The following is a 20053-nucleotide window of genomic DNA, read 5'->3' on the forward strand; positions in this document are numbered from 1 at the left end:
TGCAAGTGTGCGTTATGCACTGATTTTTATATTATTTTCTTCAAATTCTCTGCGCAGACGACGGGCAAAGGCCAGCGCATGCTCGCCGTCACCGTGGATACACACCGTCTGCGCATGCACGGCTGCCCATTCACCGGTAATACTCTTCACCCGTCCGCGCTGGATCATCTCCAGGGTTTGCGCCAGGGCCTGATCTTCATCGGCGATCAGCGCCCCGGCCTGGGTACGCGGCACCAGGCTGCCATCGGCCTGATATCCACGATCGGCAAACACCTCTTCCCGGGTGATCAGGCCATAGCGCGTTCCCGCGCGGATCAACTCGCTCCCCGCCAGCCCGACCAGGATCAGATCCGGGTCAACGGTCGAAACGGCGCGGGCGATCGCATCCGCCAGGTCGCGATCTTTTGCCGCCTGGTTATAGAGCATGCCGTGCGGTTTTACGTGACGCAGCTGCCCGCCTTCGGCGCGAACGATCGCCGCCAGGGCACCAATCTGGTAGAGCATCTGGGCGTAGACTGTCTCCGGCGGCAGGGTCATGGCCGTGCGGCCAAAGTTTTCCCGGTCCGGGAAGCTGGGGTGCGCCCCGATGGCCACCCCATTTTTTAGCGCTTCGCGCACGCAGGCCAGCATGGTTTCGGCATCGCCGGCATGGAATCCGCAGGCGATATTGGCTGACGACACCAGCTTTAACAGTGCGGCATCGCTGCCGCACCCTTCACCTAAATCTGCATTTAAATCAACCGCGATCATGTAACCTCCACGCCAGCTGTTCGATGTACTGCTTCTGGATGCGCCGCGCCTCCAGCGCCTCTTCCAGCGTACAGGGGACAAAGTGAATAGGTTGTCCGAGCGGGGCCTGCGCCAGATGGTACATATCGGCCTCGATGATGCAGGCGATCCGCGGGTACCCCCCGGTGGTCTGGGCATCGTTCATCAGAATGATAGGCTGTCCGTTATGCGGCACCTGAATCACGCCCGGGAGCAGCCCGTGCGACAGCATCTCCCGATCGGTGGTGCGCGCCAGCTTTTGCCCCTGCAGGCGGTAGCCCATACGGTTACTCTGCGGGCTGAGCTGCCAGGGCAGACGCCAGAGCGCATCCTGGGAGGCTTGATCGAATTCATGGTATTCCGGTCCCGGCAGGGCCCGCACACGGTTACTCCAAAGAAGCTGTTTCACGCCCTGGGCTTCACGGAATTCGCGTCCACCGGCCCGAACCTGCAGGCGATCGCCATCTTTCAGCAGCCGCCCTTCGTGACCGCCCAGCCCCACCTTCAGGTCAGTGCTGAGGGAGTTCATGACCGACGGCACATCAATTCCGCCCGCAATCGCCAGATAGCTGCGCATGCCGCGGCGGGGACGGTTAAGGGTGAGCTGTTGCCCGGCTTTCACCGGCAGGCGCCAGCCGGTCCAGACCGCGGCCCCGTCAAGCCGGGCATCACAGCCCGCACCGGTCAGGGCAAACCAGCCATCCTGTTCAAATTCGAAGATAGATTGCCCCAGGGTGATCTCCAGCGCGGCATCATCCGGGTCATTGCCCACCAGCAGATTACCAATCTGCAGTGCCGGTTTATCCAGCGCGCCGCAGTAGCTGATTCCTGACTGGCGAAACCCGATACGTCCGCCATCCTGCACCGAGGTATGAAGACCCGCACGAATGATTTTTAACATACCCCCTCCTTCTGCGGGATAAACCGCACGGTGTCGCCCGGTCGCAGCAGCACCGGCTCGTCACGAGCGGGATCGAACAGCGGCAGAGAGGTGTGCCCAATCAGCTGCCAGCCTCCGGGTGTGGCTAAGGGATAAATACCGGTCTGCGACCCGCCAATCCCCACCGAGCCCGCCGGCACCTGCAACCGGGGTTCAGCGCGACGCGGCGTAGCCAATTGCTCAGGCAGCCCGCCCAGATACGGAAAGCCCGGCTGAAAGCCCAAAAACCAGACCACATAATCCGCGGAGGAATGGAGCTCCACGACCTGTTTCTCGGTCAGCCCCGCGTGTCGCGCCACCTCGCCCAGATCGGGGCCAGCGGCGGTACCATACACCACGGGGATCTCGATAGCGCGGGAATCGGGTTCCAGCGCTTCGCTCTCTTCCCACCAGCGCTGCAGACGTTCGATGGCATCCAGCGCCACCGAGTGGGGATTGCGCAGCACCACGGTGATGTTATTCATCCCCGGAATGGCTTCCACCACTTCAGGGATTTCACCCAGTCGCTGGGTCAAGCGCCAGATCCGTTTTTGCGTCGCCAGGGTCACCGGCGGCTCCAGTTCCAGTACGACGGCGGTTTCGCCTAGCAGATAACAACGTGCTCGCTGCACTTAGATACCTCTCATCAGGCTGGATTAGGAATATCGACAAAGGTGACATCCAGGTCGGTGTTTTCTGTCAGCCATTCGCTGAGCGCGCGAATGCCGCCGCGTTCCGTGGCATGGTGACCTGCCGCATAAAAATGCAGCCCCTGCTCGCGGGCGGAGTGAATGGTTTGCTCAGAGACTTCGCCGGTGATAAATGCATCGACGCCAAAACGCGCCGCGCTGTCAATAAAGCTCTGTCCGCCGCCGGTACACCAGGCGACGCGTTTTACCTCATCCGGCCCGGTATCGCCGCTCCACAGCGGACGACGCCCCAGCCGCGCTTCGATCCACGAGGCCAGCTCCAGACCCGGCACCGGCATGGAGAGTTCCCCCCACGGCACCAGCGGCTCGATTTCGCCCATGATGTTAATGCCGAGCAGCGCCGCCAGCTGGGCGTTGTTTCCCAGCTCCGGGTGCGCATCCAGCGGCAGGTGCCAGCCATAGAGGTTGATGTCGTTCTCCAGCAAGGTCTTCAGGCGGTTGCGCTTCATGCCGCGGATAACCGGAGATTCCCCCTTCCAGAAATAGCCGTGATGAACGATAACGGCATCGGCCTGCTGGCGAACCGCTTCATCCAGCAGCGCCTGGCTTGCCGTCACACCGGTAACAATCTTCTGAATAGTTTCGCGCCCTTCCACCTGCAGGCCATTCGGTGCGTAGTCGCTGAAGCTGGCGCTGTTCAGTTTGTCGTTAATCAGTCGTTCCAGTTCACTGTTTTTCATTATGACTCCCTATGCTTTACGGGCGGCTTCATACGCGGCCAGCGTGGCAACGCGCGCCTGTTTATGGTCGACAACCGGGCGGGGATACGCGAGGGTGACGCCCTGCTTGTCCGCCCAGATCCAGGGATCGTGGATGGCCTTGTCCGGCACGGTGGCCAGCTCCGGCAGCCAGCGGCGGATAAACACGCCGTCGGAATCAAACTTCTGTCCCTGGGTTGTCGGGTTAAAAATACGAAAATAAGGGGCGGCGTCGGTTCCGGTTGATGCCGCCCACTGCCAGCCGCCGTTATTGGCGGCCAGGTCGCCATCGATCAGCTGTGAAATAAAGTAACGTTCCCCGGCACGCCAGTCGATAAGCAGATCCTTTACCAGAAAACTGGCGGTGATCATCCGCAGGCGATTGTGCATCCAGCCGGTTTCATTCAGCTGACGCATGGCTGCATCGACAATCGGATAGCCGGTTTGCCCCTCTTGCCAGGCTTTCAGCTGCACATCGTCAGACTGCCATTCGACGTTATCAGTCCAGCGGATGAATGGCCGATATTTACATAAATCAGGGTGATACGTCATCAGATGACGATAAAACTCGCGCCAGATAAGCTCGTTGAGCCATACCGCTCCCGGCCCCCCCTCCAGCGCCTGGGGTTGCTCGGCCAGCAAGCGGTGCAAGCACTGGCGAGGAGACAGCACCCCCAGCGCCAGGCAGGCGGAGAGACGGCTGGTCCCTTCGATAGCCGGAAAATCGCGCTGCGCCTCATACTCCCCTGCCCCCTGTTGACAGAACTGACGCAGCCGGGCAATCGCCTCTCTCTCGCTCGCTGGAAAGAGGTCAGTATCGAATGGCTGTTGCGGATAATCGAAATCCAGCGCCGCCGGGGTCACCTTTTCGCCCTCGCGGACGGCAGGAGCGGCCGCACACTCAGGCAGCCCCTCTTTCAGCCGCCGCAGCCAGGCGTTTTTAAACGGCGTAAAGACCTTGTACATCTCATGACTGCCGGTCATGACGCTGCCCGGCGGCAGGATCACGCTGTCATCAAAACCCTGACAGATCACCTCCTGCAACGCGCGCTCCAGCTGACGATCGCGCTGCTGCTCGTTCAGTTCGTACTGGTAGTTATAAAAGAGATGGGTGACCTCATGCTCTGCGCAAAGCTGCGCCACTTTTTCGCCCTGGGCGGCGAAATCAGCCACCTGCGCGTAGAGCAGCGGAATGTTTCTGTCGGCCAGCTGCTGTTGCAGATCGTTGAGATGAGCATGAAGAAAGGCGGCCTGGCGAGGCGCCATGGCGTGCTCACGCCACTGCTGCGGCGTGGCGATGAAAAGCGCCAGGACGCGGGCATGTTTGTCGCGGCAGGCGGCGGCAAGCGCAAGGTTATCGTGGATGCGCAGATCGGCGCGAAACCAGACCAGATGGGTGGCCATAACACTCCAGTATTATCGTCTGTAACATCTACAAGTCACCGAGGATACTTTGCTTTAACAAGTGTAGCCATACTGAAATAAAAAAGGCCGCCCAACGGACCGCGAATCCCGGGGGATAAAAAAACCGCCACATTGCTGTGGCGGTTTTTTGTTACTGCAATTGCTGTGTGTAGTCTTTCTTAATAAAAATCACAAATGGCTTTTTCAGCCTGATCCATCCACACCGGCTTATCGCTGGTCTTCGCCCATACGCGATGCAGATAGCTGTAAAAACGTGCACGATCTTTCCAGAACAGCATAACTGGTAACGCCAGAACACCCGCTAACACAGCGAAAGTGCGGCGAATAAAAACGATATGTGCCGGATACGCTTTGTAAAATTCCATCATTTTCTCCCCTCTTTCTGGCCGGAAACCTGCTCCGGAAAAGTAAAACTGATTATCTGCTGAAAATAGTAACGCTTTGGCTGTAATTTTACTACTCATCCGACCACTTTTTTTGTCCTCTAAAAGGGATCTTTACACTTCATCCCGTAATTTAGTTACATAAAAGTTAAATTAATACTAACCATTAGTTAAATTATGGTCTTAGCTATTTTTATACTTTTTTTACACCTCCCCGTCTGATTTTTGCGAAATCTTTGCGCCAGAAAATTTACCGTTTGCACCATGACTAATGTCACCCGGAGGTGAATTGTGAGTGCAGGTGTAATTGTGGGCATCGCGCTGCTGTTTCTGTTACTGGGGTATCTGATTTATGCCCTGCTTAACGCGGAGGCATTCTGATGGCTGCTCAGGGATTTCTGCTTATCGCCAGCTTTCTGCTGGTACTGTTCATACTCGCCCGGCCACTGGGGATGTGGCTGGCACGCATGATTAACGGCCTGCCGCTGCCCGGGGTGCAGGCCATTGACGCAGGGATACTGCGCCTGCTGGGGATCCGCGCCGACGAGATGAGCTGGCGCCATTATTTGTTGGCTATTCTGCTGCTTAATGGCGTGGGCCTGGTTGTGCTCTTCGCCATGCTGATGCTTCAGGGCACTCTGCCGCTCAATCCGCAGCAGCTGCCGGGGCTTTCATGGCATCTGGCGCTGAATACCGCCGTCAGCTTTGTCAGCAACACCAACTGGCAGTCCTATGCCGGTGAAACAACTCTGAGCTATTTCAGCCAGATGGCGGGGCTGACGGTACAAAACTTCCTCTCTGCGGCCAGCGGTATCGCAGTGATTTTTGCCCTGACCCGCGCCTTCTCCCGCCAGAATATCACTACGCTGGGCAACGCCTGGGTCGATCTGACCCGCATCACCCTGTGGGTGTTGCTGCCGCTGTCGCTGGTTATCGCCCTGCTGTTTATGCAGCAGGGTGTATTGCAGAACCTGCTTCCTTATCAGCCCTTCACCTCGCTGGAGGGGGCCAGGCAGCTGCTGCCGATGGGGCCGGTCGCCTCGCAGGAAGCGATCAAAATACTGGGTACCAACGGAGGAGGTTTCTTTAATGCCAACTCCACCCATCCGTTTGAGAATCCGACCGCGCTGACCAACGCCGTGCAGATGCTGGCGATCTTCCTGATCCCCACCGCACTGTGCTTTGCCTTTGGCGAGTCGGTCAGCGATCGGCGCCAGGGGCATACGATCCTGTGGACCATGTCCGCCATCTTTGTGGTCTGCGCGGCGCTGGTGATGTGGGCGGAGTGGCAGGGTAACAGCCACTTTATGCTGCTCGGCGCGGACAGCAACAGCAACATGGAAGGAAAAGAGAGCCGCTTTGGCATTCTCGCCAGCAGCCTGTATGCGGTGATCACCACCGCCGCCTCCTGCGGAGCGGTTAACGCCATGCATGACTCCTTCACCGCCCTGGGCGGGATGATCCCGATGTGGCTGATGCAGATTGGTGAAGTGGTATTTGGCGGCGTCGGGTCGGGCCTGTATGGCATGCTGCTGTTTGTGCTGCTGGCGGTCTTTATCGCCGGGCTGATGATTGGCCGTACCCCGGAATATCTCGGCAAAAAAATTGACGTGCGGGAGATGAAGCTGACCGCGCTGGCGATCCTCGTCACCCCGGCGCTGGTGCTGCTCGGCACTGCGCTGGCGCTGATGACCGACGCCGGGCGCAGCGGCATCTTCAACCCCGGGATCCACGGCTTCAGCGAGGTGCTGTACGCGGTGTCGTCGGCAGCCAACAACAACGGCAGCGCCTTTGCGGGCCTGAGCGCAAACTCACCGTTCTGGAACTGCCTGCTGGCATTCTGCATGTTGGTCGGCCGCTTTGGGGTGATTATTCCGGTCATAGCCATCGCCGGATCGCTGGTGAACAAGACCCGCCAGCCCGCCTCTGGCGGCACGCTGCCTACCCACGGCGCGCTGTTTGTGGGTCTGCTGATCGGCACCGTCCTGCTGGTCGGCGCCCTCACCTTTATTCCCGCCCTCGCATTAGGCCCGGTTGCGGAACACCTCTCTTTACGCTGATTTTACGGAGTATTCTTCATGAGTCGTAAGCAACTGGCCCTGCTTGAACCTGCTCTGGTTCGCCAGGCGCTGATGGATGCGATAAAAAAATTAGATCCGCGCGTGCAGTGGCGCAATCCGGTGATGTTTATCGTCTGGCTGGGGAGCCTGCTGACCACCCTGCTTGCCCTCGCCATGGCGGGCGGATGGCTGTCAGGCAGCGCCACCTTTACCGCAGCGATCAGCCTGTGGCTGTGGTTCACCGTGCTGTTTGCCAACGTCGCCGAAGCGCTGGCGGAAGGACGCAGCAAAGCGCAGGCCAACAGCCTTAAAGGGGTACAAAAGACCGCGTTCGCCCGCAAGCTGCGCGAAGCGAAATATGGTGCTGCCAGCGAAACGGTGCCTGCGGATACGCTGCGCAAAGGCGACATCGTTCTGGTGGAAGCCGGAGATATTATCCCCTGTGACGGGGAGGTTATCGAAGGGGGTGCCTCGGTGGATGAGAGCGCCATCACCGGGGAGTCCGCGCCGGTGATCCGTGAGTCCGGGGGCGATTTTGCCTCGGTCACCGGCGGAACGCGCATTCTTTCCGACTGGCTGGTGATCCAGTGCAGCGTCAATCCGGGCGAAACCTTCCTCGATCGGATGATTGCCATGGTGGAAGGCGCCCAGCGGCGCAAAACCCCGAACGAAATCGCCCTCACCATTCTGCTGGTGGCGCTGACCATCGTCTTTCTGCTGGCGACGGCCACTCTGTGGCCCTTCTCGTCCTATGGCGGGACGGCGGTGAGCGTCACCGTGCTGGTGGCCCTGCTGGTCTGCCTGATCCCGACCACCATCGGCGGCCTGCTGTCGGCCATCGGTGTGGCGGGCATGAGCCGGATGCTGGCGGCCAACGTTATCGCCACCAGCGGGCGAGCCGTCGAGGCGGCAGGCGACGTCGACGTGCTGCTGCTGGATAAGACCGGCACCATCACCCTCGGCAACCGTCAGGCATCTGAGTTCCTGCCCGCCCCGGGGGTGGATGAGCAAACGCTGGCCGACGCCGCCCAGCTGGCATCGCTGGCGGACGAAACCCCGGAAGGCCGCAGCATCGTCATTCTCGCCAAGCAGCGCTTTAACCTGCGCCAGCGCGACGTGCAAAGCCTGAATGCCACCTTTGTGCCCTTTACGGCGCAAACGCGGATGAGCGGCATCAATATTCAGGACCGCCTGATCCGCAAGGGCTCGGTGGACGCGATTCGCCGCCATATTGCGGCCAATAACGGCCACTTCCCGCCGCAGGTCGATACCCTGGTGGAGAACGTCGCGCGTCAGGGGGCCACGCCGCTGGTGGTGGCGGAAGGGGCGACCGTACTCGGGGTGATCGCCCTGAAAGATATCGTCAAAGGCGGCATCAAGGAGCGCTTTGCCCAGCTGCGTAAAATGGGCATCAAAACGGTGATGATCACCGGGGATAACCGCCTGACGGCGGCCGCCATTGCCGCCGAAGCGGGGGTGGATGATTTTCTCTCCGAAGCGACGCCGGAGGCCAAACTGGCGCTGATCCGCCAGTACCAGGGAGAAGGACGGCTGGTGGCCATGACCGGTGACGGCACCAACGACGCCCCGGCCCTCGCCCAGGCGGACGTGGCGGTAGCCATGAACTCCGGCACCCAGGCGGCGAAAGAGGCGGGCAATATGGTTGACCTCGACTCTAATCCGACCAAGCTGATCGAGGTGGTACATATCGGCAAACAGATGCTGATGACCCGCGGCTCGCTCACCACCTTCAGTATCGCCAACGACGTGGCGAAATATTTCGCCATTATTCCGGCGGCGTTTGCCGCGACTTATCCGCAACTGAACGCCCTGAATGTGATGCATCTGCACTCCCCCGCCTCGGCCATCCTGAGCGCGGTGATCTTCAACGCGCTGATCATTATCTTTCTGATCCCGCTGGCGCTGAAAGGGGTGAGCTACAAGCCGCTCACCGCCGCCGCCATGCTGCGCCGCAATCTGTGGATTTACGGTCTGGGTGGGCTGGTGGTGCCGTTTATCGGCATTAAAGCCATCGACATCGTGCTCACCCTGTTCGGGCTGGTTTAAGAGGAAAATCAAATGGCTATGTTACGTCCCGCTATACTGTTGTTTATTCTGCTGGCCCTGATAACCGGCGGGCTCTATCCGCTGGTGACCACCGCGCTGGGTCAATGGTGGTTTACCGACCAGGCCAACGGATCGCTTATCTACCAGCAGGGGGAGATCCGCGGTTCCCGGCTAATTGGACAGAACTTTACCGCGGCGGGTTACTTTCACGGGCGTCCTTCCGCTACGGCTGAGAGCCCGTATAATCCCATGGCCTCGGGCGGCAGCAATCTGGCGGGCAGCAACCCTGAGCTGGATGACGCCGTTCGTGCCCGTGTGGCGGCTCTGCGTGCAGCCAACCCGCAGGCGAGCCCGGCAGTGCCGGTTGAACTGGTGACCGCCTCAGGCAGCGGGCTGGACTACAGCCTGACGCCGCAGGCCGTCGCCTGGCAGATCCCACGGGTGGCTCTGGCGCGTCAGCTCAGCGCCGAACAGCTCAGCCAGCTGGTGGCCGCCCATACGCAAAAGCCATTATTCAGCGCGACGGGCAATCCAGTGGTCAATATTGTTGAATTGAATCTGGCGCTGGACGCGCTAAGGAAAGAGTAAATGATTGACGAGCCTCTGCGCCCGGACCCGGACAAACTGCTGGAACAGGCCGCCTGGCCCCATCGCGGTAAGCTGAAAATTTTCTTCGGCGCCTGCGCGGGCGTCGGCAAGACCTTCGCCATGCTCAGTGAAGCCCAGCGTCTGCGCGCCCAGGGGCTCGATATTCTCATCGGTGTCGTGGAAACCCACGGTCGCCAGGAGACCGCCGCGCTGCTGGCGGGGCTGGCAACCCAGCCGCCGCGCCGCATTCATCATCGTGGGCGTCTGGTAACGGAATTCGATCTCGACGCCGCCCTCGCCCGCCGTCCGGCACTGATCCTGATGGACGAGCTGGCGCACACCAATGCCCCGGGCTCGCGCCATCCCAAACGCTGGCAGGATGTCGAGGAGCTGCTGGACGCCGGAATTGATGTTTTCACCACCGTCAACGTCCAGCATCTGGAGAGCCTCAACGACGTGGTCAGCGGCGTGACCGGTATTCAGGTGCGGGAGACCGTCCCGGATCCCTTCTTCGACGCGGCGGACGAGGTGGTGCTGGTGGATCTCCCCCCGGACGATCTGCGCCAGCGACTGCATGAGGGCAAAGTCTATATCGCCGGGCAGGCTGAGCGAGCCATCGAGCACTTCTTCCGCAAAGGCAATTTGATCGCCCTGCGCGAGCTGGCTCTGCGCCGCACCGCCGACCGGGTGGACGATCAGATGCGGGCCTGGCGCGACCGCCAGGGTCAGGAGAAGGTGTGGCATACCCGCGATGCGATTTTGCTCTGCATCGGCCACGGCAGCGGCAACGAGAAGCTGGTGCGCACCGCCGCGCGTCTGGCGGCAAAATTTGGCAGCGTCTGGCATGCGGTCTACGTGGAGACGCCGCGGCTGCACCGTCTGCCGGAGAACCAGCGCCGCGCCATTCTTGGCGCCCTGCGTCTGGCGCAGGAGCTTGGGGCCGAAACCGCCACCCTGGCCGAGCAGGCGGAAGAGAAAGCCATCCTGCGCTACGCCCGGGAGCATAACCTCGGCAAAATTGTTATCGGCAGGCGCACCCGTCGCCGCGGGTTCAGCCGGGAGAGCTTTGCCGACAAGCTGGCACAGCGCGCCCCCGACCTCGATCTGCTGATCGTCGCGCTGGACGACAAACCGGCCGCCCTGCCCGCCAGAACCCCGGACAACCGGGCATTCAGCGACAAATGGCGGATCCAGCTGCGCGGCTGTCTGGTGGCGGTGCTGCTCTGCGCGCTGATCACCTTTGTTGCCAGCCAGTGGCTACCCGGCTTCGATGCCGCCAACCTGGTGATGATCTACCTGCTGGGTGTGGTGATCGTGGCCCTGTTTTACGGCCGCTGGCCCTCGGTGCTGGCGACGGTGATCAACGTCATCAGCTTCGATCTCTTTTTTATCGCCCCGCGCGGCACCCTGGCGGTGTCGGATGTGCAGTACGTCCTCACCTTCGCCGTGATGCTGGCGGTAGGTTTGCTTATCGGCAACCTGACGGCGGGGGTGCGCTATCAGGCGCGGATCGCCCGTTACCGAGAGCAACGCACCCGCCAGCTGTATGAGATGTCGAAGGCACTGGCGGTGGGCCGCGCACCGCAGGATATCGTCCAGACCAGCCAGCAGTTTATTCACTCCACCTTTAACGCCCGCAGCCTGATCCTGCTCCCGGATCGCGAAGGCAAACTCGCCCCCCTCACCCCGGCTTCGGGCATCACGCCTTGGGATGAGGCCATTGCCCACTGGAGCTTTGATAAAGGCCAGCCTGCGGGAGCAGGCACCGACACGCTCCCGGGTGTACCCTATCAGATCCTGCCGTTGCAGCGTCAGGGGGTGCTGATTGTCGAGCCGGCTAACCTGCGCCAGCTGATGATCCCCGAGCAGCAGCGGCTGCTGGAGACCTTTACCCTGCTGGTGGCGAGCGCGCTGGAGCGGCTGGCGCTCACCGCCAGCGAAGAACAGGCGCGGTTAGCCAGCGAGCGGGAGAGCATTCGCAATTCGCTGCTGGCCGCCCTCTCCCACGATCTGCGCACGCCGCTGACGGTGCTGTTCGGTCAGTCGGAGATCCTGACCCTCGACCTGGCGGCAGAAGGCTCCCGCCACGCTATCCAGGCCAGCGAGATCCGCCAGCACGTGCTGAACACCACCCGGCTGGTGAACAACCTGCTGGATATGGCGCGGATCCAGTCCGGCGGCTTTAACCTGAAAAAAGAGTGGCTGACGCTGGAAGAGGTGATCGGCAGCGCCTTAAAAACCCTTGAGCCGGGGCTGGGTGGCCGGCATATCGCGCTCGCGATGTCCGATCCCCTGGCGTTGATCCATGTGGATGGCCCGCTGTTTGAGCGGGTGCTGATTAATCTGCTGGAGAACGCCGCGAAATATGCGGGCAGCAAAGCGCAAATCGGCATTGACGCCAGCGTCACCCCGGACCAGCTCCAGCTGGAAGTCTGGGATAGCGGCCCGGGCATTCCGGCGGGTCAGGAAGAGGCTATCTTTGATAAATTCGCCCGCGGAAATAAGGAGTCCGCCATTCCCGGCGTCGGACTGGGGCTGGCTATCTGCCAGGCGATTGTGGAGGTGCACGGCGGCACCATTACCGCCCATAATCGCCCCGAAGGGGGGGCCGGTTTTTGTGTTACACTGCCGCTTGATGCCCCACCCGAGCTGAATGACTTTCCAGAGGATTTGTGATTAACGTCCTGATTGTTGAAGATGAACTCGCTATCAGTCGTTTTCTGCGTGCCGCGCTGGAAGGTGAAGGGTTGCGCGTTCACGATGCCGGGACGCTACAGCGAGGCCTGATTGAAGCCGCCACCCGCAAGCCGGACCTGGTGATCCTCGATTTGGGCCTGCCGGACGGCGACGGCCTCGACTTTATCCGGGAGGTGCGCCAGTGGAGCCAGATGCCGATCATCGTGCTCTCCGCCCGTCTGGAGGAGACCGACAAAATTGCCGCACTCGATGCCGGTGCCGACGACTATCTCAGTAAGCCGTTTGGCATTGGCGAACTGCAGGCGCGTCTGCGCGTCGCCCTTCGCCGCCACGCGACCACCGCCCCCGTCGACCCGGTGTATACCTTTTCGGATATTCGTGTCGATCTGGCCTCGCGCCGCATTCAACGCGGTGAGGCTGAAATCCACCTGACCCCCATCGAGTTCCGCCTGCTGGCGGTCCTGCTCAACAATCACGGCAAAGTTCTTACCCAGCGCCAGCTGTTAAGTCGGGTCTGGGGACCGAATGCGGTGGAGCATAGTCACTACCTGCGCATCTATATGGGGCACCTTCGCCAGAAACTCGAAACGGATCCCGCGCGCCCACAGCATCTGTTAACCGAAACAGGGATTGGCTACCGCTTTATGCTTTGAACACAAAAAAGCCCGGTGGCGCTCACGCTTACCGGGCCTACAAAATAGAAGCAGTTGTAGGCCGGGCAAACGCAGTGCCGCCCGGCGCACAAACCGCAGTTATGCGTTTTTCAGCACTTCGCTGACAATCTCTACCGCTTCTTTCTCAATCTGCTGGCGGTGTTCCGCACCGAGGAAGCTTTCGCAGTAAATCTTGTAAGCATCTTCCGTACCGGATGGACGCGCCGCGAACCAGCCGTTCTCGGTCATCACCTTCAGACCGCCGATTGAGGCACCGTTGCCCGGTGCCGCCGTCAGACGGGCGGTGATCGGGTCGCCTGCCAGGGTGCTGGCACTGACCATGTCAGGTGAGAGCTTAGAGAGCGCCGCTTTCTGGGCGGAGGAGGCAGAGGCCTGGAGACGGTTGTAGCTCGGCGCACCGAAACGGGCGGCCAGCTCATCGTAGTGCTCCTGCGGGTTCTTACCGGTGACGGCAGTGATCTCCGCCGCCAGCAGGCACATGATGATACCGTCTTTGTCGGTAGACCACGGCGTACCGTCGAAGCGCAGGAAGGAGGCACCCGCGCTCTCTTCGCCGCCAAAGCCGAAGCTGCCGTCGAACAGACCGTCTACAAACCACTTAAAGCCCACCGGCACTTCCACCAGCTTACGGCCCAGGTCGTTAACCACACGGTCGATCATTGCGGAGGAGACGAGGGTTTTACCGACGGCAACCTCTGCCCCCCACTGAGGACGATGCTGGAACAGGTAGTTGATCGCCACCGCCAGATAGTGGTTTGGATTCATCAGGCCCGCAGGCGTGACGATACCATGACGGTCGTAATCCGGGTCGTTGGCAAAGGCGAGGTCGAACTTGTCGCGCAGCGCCAGCAGGCCAGCCATCGCACACTCGGAGGAGCAGTCCATACGGATTGCACCATCTTTATCCAGGTGCATAAAGCGGAAGGTCTGATCGACATGATCGTTAACGATGGTCAGATCCAGCTTGTAGTGCTCCGCAATACGCTTCCAGTATTCAATACCGGAACCGCCCAGCGGGTCGACGCCCAGCTTAAGACCCGCTTTCTGGATCGCCGCCATGTCGACGATATCTGCCAGTCCTTCAACGAAAGGCTGCACCAGATCCTGCTCTTTCACGTGGCCGGAGGCCATCGCCTCGTCCAGAGAGATGCGCTTCACGCCTTTCAGGTCATCAGCCAGCAGCGCGTTGGCGCGATCTTCCACCACTTTCGTGACGTTAGTGTCAGCCGGGCCGCCGTTGGGTGGGTTGTATTTGATGCCGCCATCTTCTGGCGGGTTGTGGGACGGCGTGATCACAATGCCGTCAGCCTGCGCGCCGCCCTTCTGGTTATGCACCAGGATGGCGTTAGAAACGGCAGGGGTCGGCGTATAGCCGTTGTTTTCCTGAATGATGACATCCACGCCGTTGGCCGCCAGCACCTCCAGTACGGAGATAAACGCTGGCTCTGACAGGGCGTGTGTATCCTTACCCACGTAACACGGACCGGTGACGCCGTTTTTGGCACGCTCTTCCGCGATGGCCTGAGCAATGGCCAGAATATGCGGCTCGTTAAAGCTATGGCGTACCGCACTGCCGCGGTGCCCGGATGTACCAAACTTAACTGCGTGTTCTGCGTTGCCCACTTCCGGCTTCAGCACGTAATACTGTGCGGTAAGCTGGGCGACGTTAATCAAATCGCTCTGTTGTGCAGGTTGACCCGCACGATTGTGATTTGCCATTGCCTGGTCCTTCTGATGCAAGGGTTAGATAGTTCCGCAAACCTTATCAATCAATTCCACCGGGAACTGCATCGACTGCATGATGTGTTCGATCATGCTGCGTTTACGTCCGGTATTGGTATTGGTGATCACCCAGTACGGTGTACCAGGGAGGTGCTTGGGTTTAGTTTGATTGCCATTCTGTAACAGCGTTTGCTCGTCACCCGCGAAGTAGACACGCGTGCGACCATGCAGTGACTCCGTCGCATCGGCAAACGCGTTGTGATCCAGTGAATAGAGTGTAGTCAGCACCAGCATAAAGCGGTTAACTGCTTTCTTCTGCTCAGCGTATTCGTCAGAAAGCAGCAGTTCGCGCATCGCACGCACTTTGTCTTTTACCTGCGTCAGCGGCTTTTCCTGGGCGACGGCAACGGGCTGGCGCGTCTCTTTGGGGGCTGGAGCGGCAGACTGCGAGGCGGCGGCCATTTTGAGCATGCGCCGTAAAATGTCGGACGCGCTCTCACCGATATGCCGCGTCTGGCTGGCAATATACTGATAGAGTTCGTCATCAACTTCGATTGTTTTCATCTTAATCCAGTGCGATATCTTATCTGAATACAAGTCGTTGGGAGTATAAGGTCAAAACCCAACAGCGGATAGCGTCAAGCCAGGATAGCGGCAAAAGTCAGAATTAACTGTCTCCTTGCAGCCGGACGGCAGAATGGTCAACATGATACCCTAACCTGACATACGTAAAAAAAGAACTTTGCCATGAAATTGAATACCCGAGCGCAATCTGCACAATCGCCGCACAATAATTCTCCCATCGTCCTGGTGCATGGTCTGTTTGGTAGTCTGGATAATCTTGGCGTACTGGCACGGGATCTGGTGCAGGATCACGCGCTGCTGCAGGTAGATATGCGCAACCACGGCCTGTCGCCGCGCTCGCCGCAGATGACCTACGCCGATATGGCCCAGGATCTGCTGGATACGCTGAATGAGCATAATATTGAAAAAGCGACCCTGATTGGTCACTCCATGGGTGGCAAAGCGGTGATGGCGCTGACGGCGCTTGCGCCGGAGCGCATTGCGGGCCTGGTGGTGATCGACGTGGCGCCGGTGGATTACGATGTGCGCCGCCATGATGAGATCTTCGCCGCTATCAACGCCGTCACGGACGCTGGCGTTAGCACCCGCCAGCAGGCTGCCGCGCTGATGCGTGAGCATCTGAACGAAGAAGGCGTGGTGCAGTTTCTGCTGAAATCCTTCGTCGACGGCGAATGGCGCTTTAACGTGCCGGTGCTCTGGGATCAATATGACCAGATCGTCGGCTGGCAGCCGGTGCCGGCGTGGCCGCATCCGACGCTGTTTATTACCGGCGGCAACTCCCCGTATGTAACCGAAGCGTATCGCGATGCGCTACTGACGCAATTCCCTCAGGCGCGTGCGCATGTCATTGCCGGCGCCGGACACTGGGTTCATGCCGAAAAACCGGACGCGGTGCTGCGCGCTATCCGTCGTTACCTCGCCGACACGGCAAATTGATTAAAAAGAGAGCGACTGGTCGCCAGCGGGCCTCCAGTCGTTGGCGTGCCGTTTTCGGTGATGTATGATGGCGCGCTTATCGCCCGGGCATTAGCAGGGTGTCTTGTTTCCCCCGAAGTCTCAAAATCATGGCCAAAGAACACACGGACCGCACGACATTAGATCTGTTCGCGAATGAGCGTCGCCCGGGACGACCGAAAACCAATCCGCTTTCGCGTGATGAACAGCTGCGCATCAATAAGCGCAATCAGCTTAAACGCGATAAAAGCCGCGGGCTTAAACGCGTCGAGCTGAAACTGAACGCTGAAGCCGTCGATGCGCTGAACGAGCTGGCGAATGCCCGTGATATCAGCCGCAGTGAGCTGATTGAAGAGATGCTGATTGCGCAGCTCGAGATATGGCACGGCAAAGCGTAAGTCAGAAAACTCCCCTTCTTATTGCTTTCATGTAGCACAGAGTGCAGTCCTGGGTGATTGCAGTTTCCGCAGGCTTCTCTGTTCTGCTATGATTGCCCTTATCCGTGGCTAAATTGCGCCACCATACCATTAAGTTTCAAGAGGTTATTTTACTCATGGCAATCATCGGCATTTTTTTTGGCAGCGACACGGGTAATACCGAAAATATCGCAAAAAACATTCAAAAACAGCTAGGTAAAGACGTTGCCGATGTGCATGACATTGCGAAAAGCAGCAAAGAAGATATCGAAGGCTACGATATCCTGCTGCTGGGCATCCCTACCTGGTACTACGGTGAAGCGCAGTGCGACTGGGACGATTTCTTCCCGTCTCTGGAAGAGATCGATTTCAACGGCAAACTGGTTGCCCTGTTCGGCTGTGGCGATCAGGAAGATTACGCAGAGTACTTCTGCGACGCTCTCGGCACCATCCGCGATATCATTGAGCCGCGCGGCGCCGTAATCGTTGGTCACTGGCCAACTGCTGGCTACCACTTCGAAGCCTCTAAAGGTCTGGCCGATGATAACCACTTCGTGGGTCTTGCCATCGATGAAGATCGCCAGCCTGAACTGACCGCTGAGCGCGTAGAGAAATGGGTTAAGCAGGTTCGCGAAGAGCTGCACCTCGACGATATTCTCAACGCCTGATCACACTGCGGCGCAACGCCATAGTTGCGCCGCATTGATAGGTAATATCAATCAAAATAATTGCTACAAATTTTTAACTTTTCCTGCCATACCTGTACAATGATCCAGGTTCAAACGGGTCACCCTGTAACAAGTTTGTTGGCGGTACCACGTTTTTATAAGCATACTTTACTTGAGACTTGCAGTTTTCATTAGGTCATGGCAGTTCTATAATGAGACGCATTTCCCAGGTGCATTTTCTGTCACTTCTTCTTTAGAAGTGAATCGTTTAGCAACAGGACAGATTCCGCATGACTGACAACAACACCGCATTAAAGAAGGCCGGACTGAAAGTCACGCTTCCACGGTTAAAAATCCTGGAAGTGCTTCAGGGTCCGGATAACCATCATGTCAGTGCGGAAGACTTATACAAGCGTCTGATCGACATGGGCGAAGAGATTGGTCTGGCGACCGTTTACCGTGTACTGAACCAGTTCGACGATGCAGGCATCGTGACGCGTCACAACTTTGAAGGCGGGAAATCCGTATTTGAACTGACGCAGCAGCATCACCACGATCACCTGATTTGCCTGGATTGCGGCAAAGTGATCGAATTCAGCGACGACTCTATCGAATCACGTCAGCGTGAAATTGCCGCCCGTCATGGCATTCGTCTGACCAACCACAGTCTCTACCTCTATGGCCACTGTGCCGAAGGCGACTGCCGCGAAGATGATCACGCGCACGACGCGAAATAATTCATCCGCCTGCTCCGAGCCAACCTGACGGTTGGCTTTTTTATGCCTGTCATAATGTAAAAAGCCCGGTGGCGCTGCGCTTACACGGGCCTACGGGTGATTTCACCCTGGTAGACCCGGTGAGCATCGCGCCACCGGGCGTTAAAAACAGCGAATTACTTGCTGTTATTACTGCGAATTTCCTGCCAGATTTTGTCGCAATTTTTGGTCACGTCCTGATTGTTACCCGTTTTGCGCGCCATAATACAGGCTTGGTAATCCGCCACTCGCACGCTTTCCTGGTTGGCAAACTGTTCGTGCTTCTTCTCCTGGCGCAGCACGTTCAGCACGCTCTGGCAGGCTTCGATTTTTTCTGGCGAACCTTCAGCGGTATTGATACAGGCGCTGTAGGCCTCTTTCAGACGGGTGTCTTCTCTCTGGGTCTGGGGTTGTGCGCAGGCGGCCAGTCCTGATGCCAGCAGCGCAACCAGTACGATTTTTTTCAGCATAGCAGTCTCCGATCGGCGGGGTTATCCCCCGCCGGGTGAGTCATCAGAAGATGGTGAACGGGGCGATAACCATAAATTTCACGTCACGCTCATCCTGGAAGATGTTGCCGTAGCCGCCGCCGTAGCTTGGGATGTCGGAATGGTTGTCATACTGCGTGAAGTGCAGTTTGAACATGGTGCCTTTCGCGCGACCGTCCTGCAGGGTGTAGATCGCATCCAGACTATAGGCAGACTCTTTGATCTTGTTAGAGGCGATATCTTCACGCTGGCCCGCGCTGTTGATCAGCCAGTCTGCTGGTTTTGCATCCCAGGCGTAAACATAAGAAGCACCGACGCTCCAGCCTGCGAGGTTCCAGTTGCTCAGGTCATACATCGCGCCGAAGAAGACCGCTTTTTCGCCGTTGGCGTTGAAGTCGGAGCGGTTATCCCACCACACGTCCAGACGACCGTTGGACGAAGCATAGGTTGGGGTCATGCGCTGCAGGAAATAGCCCTGCTGCCCTTCCGCCTTAACGTAAGTCCCTTCCAGACGTAAGTCGACCTGACCGACCTTATAACCCAGGGTCAGCGCCTGCAGCCATGCCGTGCCGTCGTAGATATCGTTCACGGTGCCGCTATCGGCTTTATCACGCGTGCCGTAGAACTGGTAGCTGGTAGAGAGGGGGCCGCCCACGATATCCAGTTTGTAGCTCGCTTTGGCAAAGTACTGATCGATGAAGCCTTCCGCCTGGCCAAACGCGGCTTCCAGAATCAGGTTATTTTTGAAATCGTACTTCGCGCCAAATGAGTGGAGATAATCAACGCGGGTTTTTCTGTCATTCTGATAGAACTTGTCCATCTCAAGATGCCAAGGCGCTTTGTACTCGTTGGTCCACATATACGAGAAACTCAGCGCCCCGCTGTCGCCGTAGTCAAAGTTTGCCCCGGCTTCGGCACCCTGGTAGGTACCTGGCATAAAGCTCCAGTGTGGCGCTAACAGGGTCTGGCCGGTTGGTTGCAGCCAGCCACCGCGCGCCCAGACCGGACCGTATTTAAATTTTGCTGCGGCTTTATACAGGCTGATTCCGCTCTTATCGCCGGACCAGTCCTCTTTGTAGGCTTTGTTGCTGGAGGAGAACGCAATTTCGTTCGGGTGGCCGCTGTCGCCATTTTCCGCCATTTCAATGGCCGTGAACGCAGCAAGATCAAGACCGAACATATCGGCGGCATAGCCGGACTGGAAATCGAGGTTGGCGTTCCAGGTGGAGTGAGCCAGGTTAGTTTTATATTTATCTGCTTCGACATCTTTACGGTCACGTTCACGCTGCCAGTAATAAATACCGCCCGTGAGCGTGGAATCATCAATAAAACCTTCGGCCTGGGCTTTCGGAGAAACCATCCAGCCTGACATTGCTGTTACACCGGCAATAGCCAGCGCTAGCGCACTACGTTTGCCACTGAACGTACGCATAATTAATCCTCTTTGACGTATTTAAAGCGCCTAAAACGGCGAAA

20 protein-coding genes are annotated in these 20053 nt (G+C 58.6%); 10 read left to right on the top strand and 10 right to left on the bottom strand.

The genetic code is table 11. The features are described 5' to 3' along the window. Nucleotides 1-12 precede the first annotated feature (12 nt). The 6 genes from pxpA to ACT3IC_RS02800 form a co-directional block, all read right to left on the bottom strand. Nucleotides 13-747, bottom strand: a complete 735-nt coding sequence (gene pxpA, locus ACT3IC_RS02775) for a 5-oxoprolinase subunit PxpA (protein WP_103181048.1) — start codon at nucleotides 745-747, stop codon at nucleotides 13-15. Continuing rightward, a complete protein-coding gene (pxpC, locus tag ACT3IC_RS02780) occupies nucleotides 737-1669 on the bottom strand; it encodes a 5-oxoprolinase subunit PxpC (RefSeq protein ID WP_473476092.1) in 933 nt (310 codons plus the stop codon). Before pxpC ends, pxpA begins: the two co-directional genes overlap by 11 nt. Continuing rightward, nucleotides 1663-2319 (bottom strand): 5-oxoprolinase subunit PxpB, encoded by a 657-nt coding sequence (gene pxpB, locus ACT3IC_RS02785; RefSeq protein WP_103823566.1) that lies wholly within the window; start codon nucleotides 2317-2319, stop codon nucleotides 1663-1665. The genes pxpC and pxpB overlap by 7 nt, the downstream gene beginning before the upstream one ends. Before the next feature lie 14 nt (nucleotides 2320-2333). Then, nucleotides 2334-3077 carry a type 2 GTP cyclohydrolase I gene (locus ACT3IC_RS02790; RefSeq protein WP_103178709.1) on the bottom strand — a complete coding sequence of 248 codons (744 nt, stop codon included), beginning with the start codon at nucleotides 3075-3077 and terminating at the stop codon, nucleotides 2334-2336. Nucleotides 3078-3086: 9 nt separating this feature from the next. Beyond that, the gene (gene phrB, locus ACT3IC_RS02795; protein ID WP_103178708.1) at nucleotides 3087-4499 is read right to left on the bottom strand and encodes a deoxyribodipyrimidine photo-lyase; all 1413 of its coding nucleotides are present in this window, start codon (nucleotides 4497-4499) and stop codon (nucleotides 3087-3089) included. Nucleotides 4500-4678: 179 nt separating this feature from the next. Beyond that, nucleotides 4679-4885: a YbfA family protein gene (locus tag ACT3IC_RS02800; RefSeq protein ID WP_103181047.1), complete on the bottom strand. Its 207-nt coding sequence runs from the start codon at nucleotides 4883-4885 to the stop codon at nucleotides 4679-4681. A gap of 309 nt (nucleotides 4886-5194) precedes the next feature. On the opposite strand from ACT3IC_RS02800, the gene kdpF reads away from it, so the two are divergent. The 6 genes from kdpF to kdpE are packed head-to-tail and all read left to right on the top strand — an operon-like array spanning nucleotide 5195 to nucleotide 12968. Continuing rightward, entirely contained in the window at nucleotides 5195-5284 is a 90-nt protein-coding gene (kdpF, locus tag ACT3IC_RS02805) for a K(+)-transporting ATPase subunit F (RefSeq protein WP_103178707.1), read from the top strand. Then, the gene (kdpA, locus tag ACT3IC_RS02810; protein ID WP_336998281.1) at nucleotides 5284-6963 is read left to right on the top strand and encodes a potassium-transporting ATPase subunit KdpA; all 1680 of its coding nucleotides are present in this window, start codon (nucleotides 5284-5286) and stop codon (nucleotides 6961-6963) included. The genes kdpF and kdpA overlap by 1 nt, the downstream gene beginning before the upstream one ends. 18 nt (nucleotides 6964-6981) lie before the next feature. After that, nucleotides 6982-9030: a potassium-transporting ATPase subunit KdpB gene (gene kdpB, locus ACT3IC_RS02815; RefSeq protein WP_473476098.1), complete on the top strand. Its 2049-nt coding sequence runs from the start codon at nucleotides 6982-6984 to the stop codon at nucleotides 9028-9030. 12 nt (nucleotides 9031-9042) lie between these two features. Further along, on the top strand, nucleotides 9043-9618 hold the full coding sequence (kdpC, locus tag ACT3IC_RS02820; protein ID WP_103178704.1) for a potassium-transporting ATPase subunit KdpC: 576 nt from the start codon (nucleotides 9043-9045) through the stop codon (nucleotides 9616-9618). After that, the gene (gene kdpD, locus ACT3IC_RS02825) at nucleotides 9619-12294 is read left to right on the top strand and encodes a two-component system sensor histidine kinase KdpD (RefSeq protein ID WP_473476102.1); all 2676 of its coding nucleotides are present in this window, start codon (nucleotides 9619-9621) and stop codon (nucleotides 12292-12294) included. Then, nucleotides 12291-12968 carry a two-component system response regulator KdpE gene (kdpE, locus tag ACT3IC_RS02830; RefSeq protein WP_473476105.1) on the top strand — a complete coding sequence of 226 codons (678 nt, stop codon included), beginning with the start codon at nucleotides 12291-12293 and terminating at the stop codon, nucleotides 12966-12968. Before kdpD ends, kdpE begins: the two co-directional genes overlap by 4 nt. 99 nt (nucleotides 12969-13067) lie before the next feature. On the opposite strand, the gene pgm is transcribed toward kdpE, so the two are convergent. Then, on the bottom strand, nucleotides 13068-14708 hold the full coding sequence (gene pgm, locus ACT3IC_RS02835; RefSeq protein WP_103178698.1) for a phosphoglucomutase (alpha-D-glucose-1,6-bisphosphate-dependent): 1641 nt from the start codon (nucleotides 14706-14708) through the stop codon (nucleotides 13068-13070). 24 nt (nucleotides 14709-14732) lie between these two features. Next, nucleotides 14733-15275 (bottom strand): replication initiation negative regulator SeqA, encoded by a 543-nt coding sequence (gene seqA / locus ACT3IC_RS02840; RefSeq protein WP_103178697.1) that lies wholly within the window; start codon nucleotides 15273-15275, stop codon nucleotides 14733-14735. 183 nt (nucleotides 15276-15458) lie between these two features. Between seqA and ybfF the strand changes: the two genes are divergently transcribed. The 4 genes from ybfF to fur all read left to right on the top strand — a co-directional run bounded on the left by ybfF (nucleotide 15459) and on the right by fur (nucleotide 18071). Next, a complete protein-coding gene (gene ybfF, locus ACT3IC_RS02845) occupies nucleotides 15459-16232 on the top strand; it encodes an esterase (RefSeq protein WP_103178696.1) in 774 nt (257 codons plus the stop codon). A gap of 128 nt (nucleotides 16233-16360) precedes the next feature. Next, the gene (ybfE, locus tag ACT3IC_RS02850) at nucleotides 16361-16648 is read left to right on the top strand and encodes a LexA regulated protein (RefSeq protein WP_103178695.1); all 288 of its coding nucleotides are present in this window, start codon (nucleotides 16361-16363) and stop codon (nucleotides 16646-16648) included. Nucleotides 16649-16803: 155 nt separating this feature from the next. Then, nucleotides 16804-17334 (top strand): flavodoxin FldA, encoded by a 531-nt coding sequence (fldA, locus tag ACT3IC_RS02855; protein WP_168192007.1) that lies wholly within the window; start codon nucleotides 16804-16806, stop codon nucleotides 17332-17334. A gap of 290 nt (nucleotides 17335-17624) precedes the next feature. Beyond that, nucleotides 17625-18071 (top strand): ferric iron uptake transcriptional regulator, encoded by a 447-nt coding sequence (fur, locus tag ACT3IC_RS02860; protein ID WP_010428651.1) that lies wholly within the window; start codon nucleotides 17625-17627, stop codon nucleotides 18069-18071. Between the two features lie 155 nt (nucleotides 18072-18226). Here the strand turns inward: fur and chiQ are convergent, their stop codons facing one another. Together chiQ and chiP are read right to left on the bottom strand one after the other, a co-directional pair. Next, entirely contained in the window at nucleotides 18227-18556 is a 330-nt protein-coding gene (gene chiQ, locus ACT3IC_RS02865) for a ChiQ/YbfN family lipoprotein (RefSeq protein ID WP_473478866.1), read from the bottom strand. Between the two features lie 46 nt (nucleotides 18557-18602). Beyond that, nucleotides 18603-20009, bottom strand: coding sequence for a chitoporin ChiP (chiP, locus tag ACT3IC_RS02870; RefSeq protein ID WP_156654102.1), 1407 nt, complete (start codon nucleotides 20007-20009; stop codon nucleotides 18603-18605). Between the last annotated feature and the right edge of the window lie 44 nt (nucleotides 20010-20053).

Source organism: Leclercia sp. GHBNCSD (genome assembly GCF_055805075.1).

Excerpts from the sequence above, each read along its gene's own strand:
- kdpB (WP_473476098.1), top strand. The coding sequence starts at position 6,982 with ATGAGTCGTAAGCAACTGGCCCTGCTTGAACCTGCTCTGGTTCGCCAG.
- phrB (WP_103178708.1), bottom strand. The coding sequence starts at position 4,499 with ATGGCCACCCATCTGGTCTGGTTTCGCGCCGATCTGCGCATCCACGAT.
- pxpC (WP_473476092.1), bottom strand. The coding sequence starts at position 1,669 with ATGTTAAAAATCATTCGTGCGGGTCTTCATACCTCGGTGCAGGATGGC.
- chiP (WP_156654102.1), bottom strand. The coding sequence starts at position 20,009 with ATGCGTACGTTCAGTGGCAAACGTAGTGCGCTAGCGCTGGCTATTGCC.
- pgm (WP_103178698.1), bottom strand. The coding sequence starts at position 14,708 with ATGGCAAATCACAATCGTGCGGGTCAACCTGCACAACAGAGCGATTTG.
- ybfE (WP_103178695.1), top strand. The coding sequence starts at position 16,361 with ATGGCCAAAGAACACACGGACCGCACGACATTAGATCTGTTCGCGAAT.
- ACT3IC_RS02800 (WP_103181047.1), bottom strand. The coding sequence starts at position 4,885 with ATGGAATTTTACAAAGCGTATCCGGCACATATCGTTTTTATTCGCCGC.
- kdpA (WP_336998281.1), top strand. The coding sequence starts at position 5,284 with ATGGCTGCTCAGGGATTTCTGCTTATCGCCAGCTTTCTGCTGGTACTG.
- ybfF (WP_103178696.1), top strand. The coding sequence starts at position 15,459 with ATGAAATTGAATACCCGAGCGCAATCTGCACAATCGCCGCACAATAAT.
- fldA (WP_168192007.1), top strand. The coding sequence starts at position 16,804 with ATGGCAATCATCGGCATTTTTTTTGGCAGCGACACGGGTAATACCGAA.
- seqA (WP_103178697.1), bottom strand. The coding sequence starts at position 15,275 with ATGAAAACAATCGAAGTTGATGACGAACTCTATCAGTATATTGCCAGC.
- kdpD (WP_473476102.1), top strand. The coding sequence starts at position 9,619 with ATGATTGACGAGCCTCTGCGCCCGGACCCGGACAAACTGCTGGAACAG.
- kdpC (WP_103178704.1), top strand. The coding sequence starts at position 9,043 with ATGGCTATGTTACGTCCCGCTATACTGTTGTTTATTCTGCTGGCCCTG.
- fur (WP_010428651.1), top strand. The coding sequence starts at position 17,625 with ATGACTGACAACAACACCGCATTAAAGAAGGCCGGACTGAAAGTCACG.
- ACT3IC_RS02790 (WP_103178709.1), bottom strand. The coding sequence starts at position 3,077 with ATGAAAAACAGTGAACTGGAACGACTGATTAACGACAAACTGAACAGC.